The following is a 16,505-nucleotide window of genomic DNA, read 5'->3' as shown; positions in this document are numbered from 1 at the left end:
TCTCATGTTCAGATAGCTCATCCAGACCACTTAGCCATTCGACTGCGTGTCGCTTTACTACATGCCCAGAATCGGTCGTTGGGAGTTGCGCTAACTGAGTCACACTACCGGATTCTGCATGAAAATATCTGAACCACAGTGCCTTATGGCCCAGTTACTCCTGTCCCTTCAAGTACATCCCAGCAACGACGTGCGGAGGCTCTTCCTGCTCCTCCGCCCATTCCTGCTGCTCGTCGTATTTTTCTTGTAGATTGTACCGAGAGATGATCTCCCGAACAGCCGTCACCAGCTCTTCACCCGTGACCTCCTCGTTACGCAGGTCCCTGAACTCGTTGAGGATCTGATCTGCCGACACGGTCTCAACAATGTCCTGGAACTGTGCCAGTGTCCGCTGTTGGTCGGTGTTTTCGACGGACGATGCCACCTCTCCGAGCTCATCAACGACATACTCCCGATCAATACTCGCGCCTTGACGAGCTTCTCGCTGGAACTGCCGACGCTTGCCCATGTCATCTCCGAATTCCGCCCGCGCAACCTGCACCGCCCGTTCGTATCTGGTGTCGAACGTCTGTGCATCAACCGACGCAACCGGCTCGTCAATGGGACAGGAGATGGTTTGTACGATGGTGTCTTTTTCCTGTGATGCGAGGTCTTGACCGCCTTCGTTCGAGAATGTAACGAGGTACGGAGTCGTGTAGTCCCCTTGCCGGTAGACAATGACGACTCCATCGTACTCTCGGTCCCACTCCATAGCACTCCGAATCCCGTCGCGGTCTTCTAACCAACTGAGGAGGTCTGGATACTTCTGCTTGAGATCCTGGAGGCTACTAGTGGGACCGATAAGATCGTCACTGCCGATGATCTCATTCACGTCGTCTTCGACCTTCTCGATGTCCCCCTCGGTGTAAATGTCCTCCATGTACGACCGGTTCACGTTATCTTCTGGACTCAGTATCTCCCCATCTTCGCCGAGGATGTTACTAATCTCTTGGACACGGGACCCAACTCGGTCAACGATTCCGAGTTCTTCTTCGAGTTCCGTTTCCGGTAGGAAATTGAGCGCATAGATGTGGTCGTGCCCGCTCCCGAGGCGGTCAACACGACCGATCCGCTGAATTAGACGCAGTGGATTCCAATGCAAGTCGTAGTTGATTACCAAATTCGCATCCTGGAGATTGACCCCCTCCCCAGCAACGTCAGTGGCAAACAACACATCAATCTCTTCACTCGGGTCGATTTTATCACGCGCATCATTCGCTTCAGGGGCGAAGTGTTGGATGATTCCCTCCACGTTCGAGGTGTCGCTCGTCGCACTCGCAAACCAAACGTCATCAGAGAGCAGCCCTCGGTCTTGGAACTGTTCGAACGCAGCTTCCAGATACTTCACCGTGTCTGTAAACTGTGTAAACACGATAAGCTTCTCAGAGCGGTCACCACGCTGAAGAAGACCATGTGACCCCACACGGAGATTTCCACAGAGTTGCCGGAGTTGTTCGACCTTGTCATCCATCGCGTAGTCGTCTTGGATATCCTGATGGAACGGTTCCAACGTGGTTTGCAGATCTGAAAGGAGCCGGATGTCTGTCTCGAGATCGCGTTTCAGGTCGTTGAGATGGAACGCTTCCGTTTGATACGCCGCGTATTCCCCATCCTCAACCATTTCGTCGATCTCCTCAAGGATGTAGTCGATTTGCTCCCCACTGTTGATGAGTTCGGAGACGTCGCTCCCGACAGCGACCGTCCCTTCGTCGAGGAGGTTTCGAAACATCCGATAACTCTGAAGCATTCGAGTAAGAGATGTGTAGAAGGCATGGACACTGCTTTCCAACCGTTTCAGAAGGTTGGACTTCATCAACCCCCGAATGCTCTTCCCCATCGAGGAGAGGTTCTGATATGGGTCCTGATTCGCGTATCCGGTTTTCAGGTACTCTTCCTGCCCCAACGAGTACCGAGCGAACGTGAGGTCCTCCAGTGTCTCCACAATCGCGTCGTACAGTGAGTCATTGACGCCGTCTGCCGTCGAGTACGTCTCGTGCAGATTGTAATCAACAGTCTGTAAGTGACGATCCGGGAGATACCGCCGTTCACCACCCATCTGAAGGTACAGCCGCCCATCCTCGTCTTCGTCGCCGTATTGGTCGATGATATCCTGTCGAGTCCTGCGGACCATCACGTGGCTAAGAAGGTTCGAGAGGTCTGTTTCGTCGTTCTCCGCCATCTTCGTGAATTCGTAGAGGTTCGGCGGCGTAATCGGAATCGGCGTGATGTCCTCGATGTGGAAGAGCTTGATCTGATTGTAGACGTCCCACGCGCTCTTCGTATACGGCGTCGCAGTTAGGAGGATCGTCTGATTGACTGTGGGAAGGAACGACTGCAAATTGTCGTACCGATGCGTATCGTCGTTCCGGAAGTGATGGGCCTCGTCGACGAGACACACCGTTGTGTCATCGTGCTCCTCCAAGAGCGTCTCGTGGAAGTCTTCTTTCGATACCATCCCTAGGCTGATCACCTCCGCGTTGAAGTTGTACTGCTTGTTGACCATCCGCTCCCACATCGGCTGCAGATGCTTCGGCGAAATGATCAACATCTTCCCCTTGTTGCCACGGAGCCGGTTCCGCGCGTGGAAGTGTTCGAGGAGGCCGAGACCGACGAACGTCTTCCCCATCCCGACAACGTCGGAGACGAGGACACCATCGTATTTATTGGCGATGCGAATACCGCGATTCACTGCCCACTGCTGGAACTCGTAGAGGTCATCATACACGTCGAACGACTGGAGATAGTCCTCAGCGGTCTCCAGCGTCTCCTTGTAAAGCTCGTAGAGGATCTTCGTGTACACCAGATACGGCGCTGGGAGACCAGTACCGCTGCTGACCTCACGGAGCGTCTCAGTCGTGTCGTTCGGGAGTGAATCCCCCGGAAGTGCTGGCGGTTCGTCGTCCGTTGAGACGTGTCCGGGATTGTTTGAAACCCACGAGTCCTCAAACGTGTCCAGTAGGTCCTCGTCAAATTCGACCGCTTCTTCCCAGAGGGCATCGAACCAGTTCTGCAGTTGCTGGACCTTCTCATTGTAAACTGGCGCGTTGAGTTCGGTGTTACTATGGAGGCCACTTAGGCTCAAGTTGGACGATCCAATCACACCAACTCCTTGTGGGGAGAAGATGTCACCGTCGTCCTTTTCGAAGAGATATGCCTTCGCATGAAATCGCTCTTGGAGATAGAGCCGCGGTTTGATCTGACCTTGTTCCAGCCAGTCAATCAGTTTTGTGAAGAACGCCTGATTTTCGACTGAGGGATCCTCGTAGAGAACTTGTTTTGAATAATTTTCCGCGGTCTCAGCACGCACCTCCGGCCGTTCACTCCACTTGACGTTGCTAGCCTGCTGGAACTGTGTTCCAGCAAGTCGGAGGTTTTTATTGGCCTCCACGAGTTCATCCAGTCCCTGCTGATTCGGGTTCCCCATCATTATCTGGAGAGTCCCACCTCGATCTAGAAACTGGTCTAGCTCGGGACGGAGGCGCTTTAGCCCGCTCATATAGAGATAGCCGACAGCGATCCGGATTCGGTCGACATCAGCTCTCGCCAACCCAGATTTCAGAACCTCATCAAGGCGAGAATATTGATCATTGTCGATAATCCCTAGCTCCATACACCGGTCAAACACAATAATTGCAGATGATTGTTTTGGTTGGCGTTCTCTGATTCGCCTGCTGCTTTCTGCGATAAATCTCAGCGACGGATATAAGTCAAAGCCTATCCGGTATGTTAACGATGAGTTCAAATTTCGACAAGTACCTGTCCTTAGAAGAACGCGTTTATATATCAACGGATGAGAAGGCGATGCTCGTGTGGGGAGAAGCATCCGGATCGAACGATGCCTCCCTGCTTGGATTCACATACAATTATCCGGGTGAATACGAACATTTCACCGAGACCGACGAACTGCAGATGATGCAGAAGTTCGCCCATGGTAACGACGTGCCCCTACTGTGGATCGGAAAAGGCCGATTTGACTCTAGAAAACTCGAAGTGGGACAGGTAACTGAGCAGTCCGATGGTGAACTCCGTGTCAATCCGGAGTGGCTAGACCTAGATCGTGCGGCGTCAAGATTACAAGAATACTTCGGGACCGATTATAATCAGATGGGTACTGGCAAAGCCAAGAACAAACGAACGGCAGGCGGGTTCCACGACTGGAGTAGGGCCAATCTTCCTGAGCGGTTCAAAAAGCAGGATCTCGATATTGTTGTCACATCCGATGGCGTGAAACCGCAATATCTAATTGAACTGAAACGGAGCTATATCGATCTCGATGGATGGACTCCATTCAAGGATGATCTGCGAAATTACGTATTGCAGATGAAGAGTGCGACCGGATCGGATTCCGTCCCACTGATCGCTTATCAGAACAAAGAAGCGATTAGCGATGATTCCAAGATGACATTGTTCAAGATCAACAACATCAACCCCGATGCGGGCGGACCAAACTGGATCAACACAGACAGGGAGAACAGTATCACCGCCGCCGAGTTCAAACGGCGGCTTCTCGAAGGTGATCTCAGAGTATAACCGTCTCCATCGGGGTCAAAAATCACACTGTGGGGGCATGTTAGCTTTAGACGCTGTCAGCCTTTGAAATTCGCTGACTGACGAGTTCAAGAGTTCCTTCGTACACCTGTCGATGGGTATCTTCGTCGAAGCCGAACAAGTCCTGGATAACAAGTCGATCCATTTCCAGACGATCATCTGCAACAGAATCAAACGACAATTCTGCTGGTGTTGACGCCCCGAGTTCATCGAATATGGACGAGACGCACCTCGTTCCGAACGTTTCAAACTGCTCGGCGATTTTAGCCTTCAAATCCCTATCGACCTGTTCAAGCGGTGGGATGAGTGTGGCCTTGTGATCGTCGGTTGCAATATCCAGCGCCCCTTGACCTAGGTTTACGCGGCCGTTTACCTCACAGGAGAGAGTCCCATATGTGGAGTTTAACACGCCGGCAAGGAATCGCCGGTTACGCTCCTCGCCAGGGACCTCGATCCCGTGAAGGCGGTCATCAATCCACGTCCGCTGTTCGGGGAACCAGTAGACGTGACGCGTGTTGATGTTCTTCATCGGAAGGACATCGCCCCGCTGTAGGTCCTCCGTGAGGTCGTACCAGTCAACACCACGTCCCGAGACAGAAGATGGGAACCCAGTCCGCTTTCTCCCCAGATCATCCTGACTGGGATCGTACGTCTCACCCCATTCGACATATTCGTTAATGTCTCCCTTGAGGTCTGATTTTGGATCGTCTATCACGAGCAGGTACCGGAGTCCTTTCCCAAGTTCCAGTGAATCGAGGCCGAAGATCGTCGTGTCGAACGATTTTGAGGTCTTCAGCACGAGGTTCGGTTCCCATCCGTCGTCAGTTTGATGCATCCAGTATTCCCGCGGGATGTGCATCTCCGTTTCGTATTCCTCGTCCGGCCATTCCCCTGTCGAGTGCAGAACAAGATTTTCTCCCTCCCGATGTGCGTCGTAGTACTTGCTCGGAAGATAGAAGAACTGATTCGCGCCGGTACGAGTCCCTCGCTTGATCGTGCACTCATCGCCGAGCCTAGACAGCGACCGGTCGGTTTTTCCAGCCAACTCGAAGAACACCGTCGGTGCGCGTGTGTACTTCCCCCACTTCCCGGAACTGTACCTTCCTTGCGGAATTGCTTCTTCGTCACCATTACTGGTGAGGGTAGTTGTACCGGCCCCAAGTCGCCAAAGAGCGGCGGCTGACAGTTCAATCGACCGCCATGAACCCCGATTTCGCACGACGAGTTCGTTTTCTTGGAATAATAGGGTCTCTGATTCCTTCTCGTCACCAACGAGTACGCTATTTAATGTCTCGGTGTCTGTAAATTGGCTGTACGGATCGTAAACTGAGACGAAGCTAGGACGGCCGACAAGTCGTTCCGGCGACTCTTTGTTAATTATCGAGATGATTGTGTTAACGTCTGCCTCTTCGAACGTCCGCTGTGAGCGGTTCTCTAAAATGTACTTGATATCTCCCTGTGTGAGGAGGAACTCTTGGAGCCGGATGCCGTAGTCGACGTCTAACCAGGAATTCGATGTTACGAATGACAGTGTCCCACCTTCACGGAGAAGGTCCATCGATCTGAAGTAGAAATACAGATACAGATCACTGGTCTTGTAAGGCTTAACATCAAAACGGGTCTCAACGAACTCACGCAGGTCCTCTTTATAGTCAGACTTGAGATCGCTGACTTCATTTGAGGATAACTCCTCCAGGCGGGCCGGGTTGATCCCCTGATCGATAATATCCTCCTGTCGTACATATGGCGGGTTCCCGATTACGACATCGAATCCGCCGCCGAGCAGCACTTCGGGATAGTTCAGTTCCCAGATGAAGTCGGTGAACTCATCGGCCAAGATGCGTTCGCGCAACATCTCCAGTTGTTCGATCTGTGCCTCGGCCTCCGCAGCGGACTGCTGAGACGACTCCGTCGCCCCTCCGCCCAGCGTGCTTTGTGTCGTTGCGGCCCCTTCCAGTGACTCAACCCTGTCGCCGATGTACGCAATTAGCAGCTCCCTCTGTTTTTCTTCGATAATTGCCTGGTCTTCGATGTTTCCTTGGAAGAATCCATCTTTCGCCGCTTCAAGTTCCTGTAATTTCTTGAAGACATCCTCAGTTGCGTCCCTTCGAATCTCCTCGAACGATGGCAATTCGATGGAACCCACTGACTGGATGAGGCTGTCGCCGGTATACAATTTAAACGAAAAGTTCGGGAGGACAGGCCTCTCGTCAGGGAGTTCGTCTTCAGCTTGAATCAGTGATAGCCAAAGACGGAATTCAGCAACGCGGACTGCCCAGCTTTTGATGTCGACACCATGTAGATTTTCATTGATAATCCGCTCTTTTAGGTCGTAATCAGGCGTTTCGCCCAACTTTCGATATAGTTCAGTAAGGGCCTGCTTCATCCCTACGAGGAATGCCCCGCTCCCACAAGCGGGATCAACGATATTCAGTTCTCGTATAGCGTCCAAGAGTTCTTCTCGCTCAGTATCCGTCGTGGCATCCCATTCATGTGGTTCAGTGAACACAAACTCGACAAGCTGACGGTCATTGAGGGAAGAAAATTCGGCGGAACGAGTGGCGAGTTGTTCGTAGACAGCCACTCGGCACATCATGTCAACCTCCGTGCGCGGCGTATAGAAGATACCTGCCTCACCGCGTTCCTGCTCGGCAATCAGGGACTCGTAAATCTTCCCGAGCATCGCTGGATCGACAGCGACGTCGATGTCGTAAGGGCTCTCTTCGGTGACTGTAAAGTTGTACTGTTCGAGGAACTCATCGATCACCGATTTCAACGCGGAGTCAGATAGAAACGTGTCGCGTTCGTCCTCCTCAGTCGGCTGGAAGAGCCCACCGTTCATGTAGGGGAGTCCCGCAACGGCGAGCTCGACCTCAGTAGGGAGATTAGCATTGATTTCACCTCCTTCTGGGCTGTTCATACCGTCGAAGAACAGCGCTGAGAGCCACTTCTCGTGGAACACGTCTTCCTTGTCGGACTCTTTGTACTGTTTGTGGAACCAGCGGACGAAGTCTTTCCGGTCACCGATCCAGCCCTTCTTCTGGAGATAGTAGAAGAACATCAACCGGTTGAGCGTCGTATGCGCATACCGGTCAGCGTCCTCGATCTCCAGTCCTTTCCGGCGAAGTTCCTTACTAAGCGTATCGAAGGCGCTCTTGTAGTTCTCGTAGAAATCTTCGGTAATGGGCTTGACTCGGAATGCCTCGTCGATGCGCTCGGCAAGCCGTCCCTTACTGGCGTCCATACTCGACAGCGCATTGGCGACGGTGCGGTGGGTCTCGCCTTCGCCGAGCGTGTACCTGCGAAGCACGGGGCGACCGATCGTGATGTCGTCAGTGCCTTCCTCGTAGGGAGTGACGAGGTGCCAGATGTCCTCGTCTGGCGCGTGGAATACAGTCAGGAAGGAGCCGTCGATGGCCCAGCCACTCGTTCGGTCCGACCGAGTGAGGTTCTTGATAGCGTTCCGTTCGGCTGTCCGAGTCAGCTTCTCCAGCTCGACGTAGATGACGCGGAAGTTCCCCGATTCGGCGAAGAGACGGGCAACGTTCGCTCGAGCTGTGTTCGCCCACTCGTGGACAGGTATGTCCTGCCAGGTTGCGTCACCCAGAGGCGACGTCGTTTCGTCGAAGTTGAGTACCTGAACGAAGAGGTCCTGGAAGAATTGGGTTGCCGCCTCCCCGGTGGATCGGTAATCACGTTCAAATTCGTCTAGGGAGAGGTCCTCGTCTAAACGCCGGCGAATTTCCTTCGTTTGCCCGTCAGTCATGGATATTGAGTTTAGTGAAGATATCTGATTGTACGAGGTAAATAGCCATACCGCACTATGCTCATTCACCCAACTTAAATGTTGATTTGAACCAATAGAACTCTAACATCCTGGCCGTGTCCTAAACTTGTCTAGAGTAACCCCGAGAAAACGGACACACCCAATTACCCATACACGCCACAAGCGACGCGCAGTTCACAGTTAGTCTCGGCCAAGACAAAACGCTACCAGGAAGTTGGGACACGACCACCCGTTCGCTTCTACGCCCCAGTAGAGTGTTCAGTTGATCCTCGATCAACCTGATCGACACAGGACGTTGGAGATTCTGGTCTCTTTTGAAGCGGATTCGGACGTTTCGGTCGGCGAAGAAGGCGGTGGTACCGACAGAAGGGACGACGTTATCCGACACCCAAATTGCCATTCGCCTTGAGGTGTGGCGGATCGGAGACTCGCCACCTGCAGTCAGACTCAATCCAGTTGGAAAACCCAGTGAGTGGAAAGAGAAGGCAAAGCGGAGTGAGGGGAAGTTAGCCGAAACTGAGCAGTTGCAAGAGGAATTCTGGACCGAGTTCCGAGATCGTATCCAAGAGTTATTCACACCACTACGTCCACGAAAACCTAGACCACTTCATTACTATAGCAATCCAATTGGGAAGAGCGGTTTTCATATCTCATTCGGAGTTACACAGAAGATAATCAACTCCGACTCGGACTTATCATTGAAGACAACGAAGAGGCCTTTTGGGAATTGAAGTCAGAGCAAGAATCGATCGAGAATAAATTGGAGGCAGATCTCATCTGGGTAAAGCCAAGGGAAACTCACAGCGGAAATATGCGGAGTAACATTCGCGTCGTTTGTGAAGGAGATCTCCAAGATCGGGATCGATGGGAAGAATATCTCGATTGGATGCTCGCATACGGTGAGCGATTCCATGCCGTATTCCCTCATCGGCTTCGAGATTTAGACTATAACAGGTCTTAGAAGAACTGTTTGAGAACTTTCTCAAGTGCTGTGGCGACTTCCGAGGCCTGCAAAATCTTGATCTCGTTATCTTGCTCTTCGAGCGACGCAGTCTCTTCGACGAGGTCCTGGATGACTAAGAGCCCATTCCAGCCATCGCCGAAATACCCCTCAGTGACTGCATCACCATACATGAATTCGTCATCCTGCTGGAGGAAGGCGAGATACTCGAGCGTCTCTTTGATTCCTTGCCGAATTGTCTTCGTGTTCGCGCTGTTTTTGACTTCGGTGATGAGATAATCATGCTCACCATCAGGGTGTGTGATTTCGAGGACGATGATGTCTGGGCGTCCAGTGTGATTCTGAAATTCTCGGTCTTGGAAGTAGTCATTCGCGATGTCAAAACCCGTCATGTGGACTTTTTCCGTTCGAGAGGGGACGTCCTGGTCTCCATCTGGACGCGTTCGAAAGGAGAGATCTCGGTCTCGTGCCGAGTTGTCGTGATAGACCGCAATTTCAGTGCCACTCTCATTCGTGAGTTGGGCGACTTCTTGACGACCGGTTTTGATGGTCTCGAACTGTGCACTCGTCTCGTGGAGCTCTTCGAGGGTTGCAATGAACCGAAAGAGGACGAAGAGTTCGAGGAGCGTTTCGTCATCGTCGGGTGTGATCGCCGTCTCGGTGAGCAGTCTTTCGAGTTGTTCGCGGTCGCCTTCGAACAATCGGCGGCGCTGTTCGAGCAGGGCTGCAGCATCACGATAGATGGGCTGGCGTGATTCGGCAGCGGTATCGACCATCCGATCGGTCGGTTCGTACGCCTTAGGTTTGCGAATCCGACGGACGTGGACGTTCTGTTCGACGATCCGACGGAGATGGTTGACGAGCGTCCCGTCCCAGCGGTCGTTCACCCATGCGTACTCTTTCTGCAGGTATTCGTCTGCTTCCCGCAGCGTCTCATAGATGATGGCAGCGAGGCGCTTGAACACGAGATTCTCGTCAGTATCGTATTCCTCGGTTCGATTGTCACAGACGAAGACTGATCGATCACCGGGATTCTGGGTGTAGCGTTGTTTGATGGTGGCGCTCCAGTTGATCTTCCCGTCGATCGTCCCGCGTCTCGTCCGAGTGATCGACTCGGTATCGGTCTGGAGGTTGCGAACGCGTTGGGGGAGTTGCTCGACGAAGTCGATGACGTCCGGCGAGAGAATGAAGTGGAGATCCAAGAGGAGTTCGTACTCGGTGAAGCGCTCATCGAGCGCATCGGGTTTGATCGCATTCGCGAATGCCCGCTCTGGGAACGCCCCGTGCATCACGTAGGCGAGGATGTCCTTGACGACCGCTGGGCCGATTGCACGGTCGTCGATCGCACTGTTTGCCGCCTTCCAAACGGAGCCGACGTCCAGTAGGGGGTCGATGGTGTCATCAACGTAGAAATCAGCAGTCGTGAGACTCCATGCATCCGCGTAGTTCTCGAGAAGAGAGCGCAGTTCGGTCGTTTCGAGTTCGGTCAGATCTGGCTCAGGGACGCGGATAAAGGCAAAGCGACGCATGAATGCATAGCTCATCTCGTAGAGTGACGTCTTATCGTAGGTGTTGAGTGTCGCAAACAGCGTCCACGACTCGGGGATTCGATATTCATGGGGTTGTGAGATAGCATTCCCATTGGCTGGTTCGAGAGTGACTTCTTCACCATCTTTAGTGTATGGGAGCTGTACGGACTGCCCGGAGAGAACGGTGAACAGTTGGCCGAATGCTTTGTTAGATAGGAAGGGCCATATTATCGAATATAATCGTCACTATTTAATATATAATAGAGCCGTGATTCTAAGATTGAGACGGTAAAACTGGGATTGGAATGGGAGGAAGAGTACAATATCAAGGGGTTAGTTTTGAGATATCGAGTTGCAAATAACGAAAAGTAGAGTTCAATCTGATTCGGTAAATTAATGATATTTGTGAAGAATTAGCAGGTATGGAACTCGTCAAATTGGAAGTGGAAAGATACCGTTCGATTAAGGAACAATCAAAAGATCAGTCAATAGAATTTGGCGGGTTAGACTGCCTTGTGGGGAAAAATAACGCAGGAAAGACAAATATTCTATCAGCGATTAAATTCCTACTTGGCAAAGAAGATAAAAACAGAGATGACGAAATATACTGGAAAAAGGAAAGTGATGAGTTACTTGAAGTCCGGGGATTTTTTGAGATAAACGAAGAAGACATACCACGAGTGAAGAGTGAAACCAAGAGAGAAGAAATAAGAAAAAAGCTGCTGAATGAACAGGGGTACGAAAATACTCTAGGGATTTGCCGTCGAATTCCATTTGATGATGAATTTGATACAAAATCCAGATTACTCCAGTTTCTCCCAGATAATGACCATCTTGATAAAAATAACGTTCAAGAATTCAGAGATCAATTATGGGATAAAAAGTCGGAGCTCGATGAGTTTTCGGGAACAGATTATAGAGATGCGATGGAGGAAAAATACCCAAAAATTGCGGATTTAGTGCCACAAAGCAAGAAAAAACAGAAGAACGTATGGATGGAGAAGTACCAAGAATATATCGAATCAAGACCTGAAGACATTGACTTCTCCCTCCAACCAACGGATTACGATGGGGCAAAATCCGCAATTCAGGATGAACTTCTTCCTAGAGTCATCTCGATCCCCGCTGTGAAAGAGGTAGAATCAACAACAAAGCGAGGGGGTGAATTCGGTAATCTCATTGATCAGATATCGTCAGAAATTCAAGACGAACTCGACGAACAACTTCACGACAAACTGGATGGGTTTCAACCACAGGATCATCCTAGTATAACGAAGATTGAAAATCAAATCAGCAACCATCTCCGGAGTACGTTCAAAAATAGATCTGTTGAATTTAATTTCCCAAAATTTTCTACAGAATACTTGTTTAGGAATGCAGATTTGAAAATAAAAGAGAATCATATCGATTCTCTTTCAAAGGAAAATGTAGGTGAAGGAGTCAAAAGAACGTTGATTTTCAGTCTTTTGCGGACACTGGCAGATATTAGGGAAGGACGAATTAGAGTCTCGGATGATAAAGACGTAGCAGAGAGTCACAGACCGCTACTCATTCTTTTTGAAGAAGCGGAGCTGTTCCTCCATCCGGGTCTTCAGAAAAAACTACTCACTGCCTTTGAGCAGCTCACGGATAGTAGTGCCCAAATTATTTTCTCAACTCATTCCCCTATCCTAATCCAACACGATATAATCGATACTATAAATATTGTGCAAAAAGGCGAAGTCGAAGGGACTTCGGTAACACAGTTCAATAGAGTTCTTAAAGACCACTCAGAACCAGAAAAATCTCGATTGACTGATTTACATAGTGTCTCGTCATACATTTTTGCTGATTGTGTTGTTTTGGTTGAGGGAGTGAGTGATGAAATTGTCTTCCGAAAACTATCTCGCCGACTTGATTCTGATTGGGATTTTGAACTTCAGGGTATCCCAATTCTGAACGCAGGAGGAAAAGGAGATGTTACCCGCTTCAAGCATTTCTTAGAAAGCCTCGGGATTACTCCGTACGCAATTATCGACTTAGATGCCGTTCATGATACCGTCGAGGAGATAGTAAAATTGGACCGTGTTTCAGAACTAAATAATGACCTAACTCAAAAAGTAGAGGAGGTAGCCGAGGAAAAGACGTACAGTATAGATCAACTAGACAAGTCTACGGAGTTCATGCCCTGGGATGACGCGTTTTTACAATTAGAAGTCATTCATAGGCAGATCAGCGATGGAGAAATAGTTGATCCCGAATCTGCTTCTGTGTTGGAAAAAGTACTAGAAAAGTGTGAACGAGGAACACCAACAGAAACGTGGGCGTCGGATCATGTCGAAATAGAACGATTGAATCTTGTAGAAGAGCTATTAGAGGAGGACGTGCTATTACTCAGTGGTGATCTCGAAGATTACTATCCTTGTGAGAATGGAAACAAACGAGAAGAAGCACTAAAATTCAAACCAACAGAGTATGAACTTTCAGAACTCAACGAATATTTTCAGCAACTCGATTCTCATAGTACGACCGACGTTGAGTACTTCTTAACCAAAATTTTTTGATTAGTAATAGTGACTGCATCTCGGAAGGGGTCTACGCTGATCAGTTAGTGAATTTCACGGTCTCCTTTTCGGCACTCGTGTTGTCTCGAAGCCACCCCAGGGTTCCGATTGAGTTGGCGTCTCTTCGTCGACGTAATGAAGCATCGTGCGAAGATATTCAAGTCGGCCCTCGACCCCACCAAAGAACCGATCGGTAGTCATCCGACGATCGTCAATAATATGGTTGATTTTCCAACAAATTGTGGACAAATATCGGTTCTCGCTATATCAAGAAATATAATTAAATTGCCGAGCTCGATTCTGATTTTGTGTGAGAAATCGGTTCACGATGTCATGTGCTTGCTGATCAGCGATAATCCGTTCAAGGATTTGTCCGTCGATGAGCTTGACGTTGAGATCCCTCGCAAGTTCTGTTGCCGGTTTGGTGAATCTGCTTGTAGTAATGATTAGGACTTCGTCGACATTGTTGGTTTGCAACTTGAGACTCGCATACTGCTGGATATCGGGGCCACTAACCGGATTCGATGCATCGTAGCATTTGACTTGGATGAGTTGCTTTCGTGGGTAGTAGTCGTCCCGTGTAGCCCTGATATCGACTCCTCGATCATTCGACCCGGACGTCACAGTTGTTGTCCAACCACATTGGGTCCAGAGATCGCCAATAAACTGCTCGAACTCATAACCATCGAGATGCTCGATAATCTGTGGGACACAGGGTGAGGTTGTCGCTGTGTGGTTGCTAGATTGAGCGAGAGGCGTGATTTTGAGTTCCGGTTGCGTTAAAAATTCACGGGCTTCTTCGATGGTAGTGACCGTGATTCCATACAGTGTAGTGACGGACTCGCCCGGAGTAAGACGACAGGTATAATTGACGTAGTGGCCAGTATCGACGCGCCACTGTTCTTGATCAAATTGTGGATGAAACGCAACTTTGTCTTGTGGGTAGTCTGTCGGGAGATAGTCGGTCAAAGAGAGTTGGACAGGTTCACTGCGAGTCGATCGGATTTGGAATTGAATCGCGGGAAGCGGGTATTTCTGTGGCTGGAAGGATTTCTGGACGTGAATGCCGCTATGTTCACTCGTGATTGGATTACTCAAGTCCCGCTTTTTTCCCATTGCTGGTGATTCACAGCGACATGACATAAAACCCAACAGTCAGACTTGGGATGGCAGGTAGAGCGGTGATCATCAGGAAGATAGATTGGTGTTAGTTTTGTAGAATATCGTGTTCAATATTCGGCTCTCGATCTTCACCATGCGTCTCGCTGTTTCGGAGATCACTCAACGTCCGACCTTCGAACTCAAGATGACACCAATATTTGTATCCGTTCAGCGCCTTACTGCGATCACGCTCGACAAGTTCGTGAAGGAGTTCTTTCGTCAAGCCGGTGAACGAGTATACATTGCCATCGTGGTTCCAACGAACGTTATCGCTTTGCCCAGTATCACCAGTGACGGTCGCTCGCCAAAACTTGTCCTCTTCTGACCATGGATGTTCCGCGTCTGCCGGTACTTGGTTGGGATCGAAATACAGCTCATCACCCTTTCTGAGTACATTACGATCAAGGAGGACGTTGATCGCTGGAGCACGTCGACTTGACGACGCTTGTTTCTCCTGTTTCTCACGACGCCTCGTCATGTATTCTTCAGCTTCAGGTACTGGGATGACTTGCTGGGTATTCAGCAAAACGCGTCCCTCGTGTTCGTAGGCTTGAATCCGAGCGCAGGTGATGTCCATACCGTACTCTTCGATAAGCCACATCACTGGTGCTGTTACTTCTGTCCCATAGCTTCCCGCAGCGAGGAGAATTCGGGGCTTATCGTCTAAGTCGAAGTCAGCCCATCCGCTCTCGGTGATCGTGGCGCTGTCGGTAAGGAAGTTATCGAATTTTTCGCCGACGTCGTCCGCTGTCAGTGAATCGTCGTGCCGGTCGTTCCAGAACTCACGGTAGTCTTTCTGGACATCCTCGGCGGTCAACGTTGCACAGTAGCTCGCGTATTTGATTGCCTGTAAGTCGGTCGTTGCGTCAGCTTGGTCGCGCTTGAGTTCGACGACAACAAGCTTTCCTTGTGGATCTAGTGCGAGGATATCCAATCGATCTCGCGTATCCTCGAAATTTGCGTACTCCGATGTGATGACCAAGAGGTCCTCGCCGAGAATGCGCGGTTCGTCGATAGCCCACTCCTGGAGGTCTTGACGTTCGAAGAGGTTTAATTCGCGGTACTCTTTTTCTTCGACGTGGGTGAGTTCTTCTTTCTCTTTGTCCACGGAGAAAATCATGGATGCAGAGATGAAAGCTCAGTAGAAGAAGGTTCTGGATATGTGACTTGAAAGTAACCGTGATGGTTAGAATATGATACTAACGAGAAATTGCTCACTATGTCGCCGGTCACGCTGAATAGCGTCGCAGTGTGGGCTCGATATTCTCCTCAACATATTGCCGTTCGGCTTCGTACGCCCCCGTCAAGTCGGAATACCACTCGGCAATCCTGCCAGCGAGATCGACATCATCCGTCTGTCGGTAGGATTCGACCAGCGACCCACGGGCTGCTTCGTTGATTACTGTCCGTGATTCGCCTTCGATCAAGGCAGTCAATGCGTCCTGCATCGCCGAGTCATTGACATCATACTCAGATTCATAATCAAGTATTGGTTCGAAGAGGCCACCAGCAAACTGCGGCGGACGGCCAAATGCATCCAATTCGTCACGCTCGTACCATGGTTTTGCTAATACATCATAGAACAGCTCTTGGAGACACGTACTATAGAAAGAACCCTGGAATCGGTTCAGTCCATCGTTGCTTCGTCGCCACTCCTCGTGCAGATTGATCTCCAACACATCACGGTCGCGCATCAATCGAACAAATGCGAGCCTGTCAAGCAGGAGTGCGGCAAACGCCGTCCGCTCGGCGTTGGTTGCACCGTCCGGTGCATCAATAGCGTCAACGAGCGGCGTGTTGACGCCGTTGTGGTCGTAGTCACGTTCGCGGATGAGAGCTTTGGAGTAGAGGTCGTGGAACTGGGAGAGTCCACCTGTGGCCCGCCGGACGTTGTGGTGGCCAAGTCCCTGGGAGAATTTTATCAAGATATCTACATC

10 protein-coding genes are annotated in these 16,505 nt (G+C 50.5%); 4 read left to right on the top strand and 6 right to left on the bottom strand.

All coding sequences use genetic code 11. The annotated features are described in order from the left end of the window. Nucleotides 1–154: 154 nt before the first annotated feature. Entirely contained in the window at nt 155–3,649 is a 3,495-nt protein-coding gene (locus V5735_RS19170) for a helicase-related protein (RefSeq protein WP_423746641.1), read from the bottom strand. Between the two features lie 122 nt (nt 3,650–3,771). Here V5735_RS19170 and V5735_RS19165 point away from each other — a divergent pair, with 122 nt between their 5' ends. Next, entirely contained in the window at nt 3,772–4,569 is a 798-nt protein-coding gene (locus V5735_RS19165; RefSeq protein WP_423746640.1) for a hypothetical protein, read from the top strand. Between the two features lie 46 nt (nt 4,570–4,615). Here V5735_RS19165 and V5735_RS19160 read toward each other — a convergent pair whose 3' ends face one another. Beyond that, nucleotides 4,616–8,353: an Eco57I restriction-modification methylase domain-containing protein gene (locus tag V5735_RS19160; protein WP_423746639.1), complete on the bottom strand. Its 3,738-nt coding sequence runs from the start codon at nt 8,351–8,353 to the stop codon at nt 4,616–4,618. A gap of 374 nt (nt 8,354–8,727) precedes the next feature. Between V5735_RS19160 and V5735_RS19155 the strand changes: the two genes are divergently transcribed. Together V5735_RS19155 and V5735_RS19150 are read left to right on the top strand one after the other, a co-directional pair. Then, nucleotides 8,728–9,105 carry a DUF4268 domain-containing protein gene (locus V5735_RS19155; RefSeq protein WP_423746638.1) on the top strand — a complete coding sequence of 126 codons (378 nt, stop codon included), beginning with the start codon at nt 8,728–8,730 and terminating at the stop codon, nt 9,103–9,105. Next, on the top strand, nt 9,102–9,335 hold the full coding sequence (locus V5735_RS19150) for a DUF4268 domain-containing protein (protein ID WP_423746637.1): 234 nt from the start codon (nt 9,102–9,104) through the stop codon (nt 9,333–9,335). The genes V5735_RS19155 and V5735_RS19150 overlap by 4 nt, the downstream gene beginning before the upstream one ends. On the opposite strand, the gene V5735_RS19145 is transcribed toward V5735_RS19150, so the two are convergent. Continuing rightward, on the bottom strand, nt 9,332–10,624 hold the full coding sequence (locus V5735_RS19145; protein WP_423746717.1) for a hypothetical protein: 1,293 nt from the start codon (nt 10,622–10,624) through the stop codon (nt 9,332–9,334). The two genes, V5735_RS19150 and V5735_RS19145, sit on opposite strands and share 4 nt — an antisense overlap. Before the next feature lie 662 nt (nt 10,625–11,286). On the opposite strand from V5735_RS19145, the gene V5735_RS19140 reads away from it, so the two are divergent. Next, nucleotides 11,287–13,407, top strand: a complete 2,121-nt coding sequence (locus tag V5735_RS19140; RefSeq protein ID WP_423746636.1) for an AAA family ATPase — start codon at nt 11,287–11,289, stop codon at nt 13,405–13,407. Between the two features lie 267 nt (nt 13,408–13,674). Here V5735_RS19140 and V5735_RS19135 read toward each other — a convergent pair whose 3' ends face one another. The 3 genes from V5735_RS19135 to V5735_RS19125 form a co-directional block, all read right to left on the bottom strand. Then, on the bottom strand, nt 13,675–14,523 hold the full coding sequence (locus V5735_RS19135) for a restriction endonuclease (RefSeq protein WP_423746635.1): 849 nt from the start codon (nt 14,521–14,523) through the stop codon (nt 13,675–13,677). A 91-nt stretch (nt 14,524–14,614) separates the two neighbouring features. Further along, nucleotides 14,615–15,688, bottom strand: coding sequence for a DUF91 domain-containing protein (locus V5735_RS19130; RefSeq protein ID WP_423746634.1), 1,074 nt, complete (start codon nt 15,686–15,688; stop codon nt 14,615–14,617). A 109-nt stretch (nt 15,689–15,797) separates the two neighbouring features. After that, the gene (locus tag V5735_RS19125; protein ID WP_423746633.1) at nt 15,798–16,493 is read right to left on the bottom strand and encodes a hypothetical protein; all 696 of its coding nucleotides are present in this window, start codon (nt 16,491–16,493) and stop codon (nt 15,798–15,800) included. Between the last annotated feature and the right edge of the window lie 12 nt (nt 16,494–16,505).

It is taken from the genome of Haladaptatus sp. SPP-AMP-3 (genome assembly GCF_049568665.1).
Taxonomy (GTDB): Archaea; Halobacteriota; Halobacteria; order Halobacteriales; family Haladaptataceae; genus Haladaptatus; species Haladaptatus paucihalophilus.
Note: the sequence above shows the minus strand (reverse complement) of the source record. Positions and strands in the feature narration are given on the sequence as shown.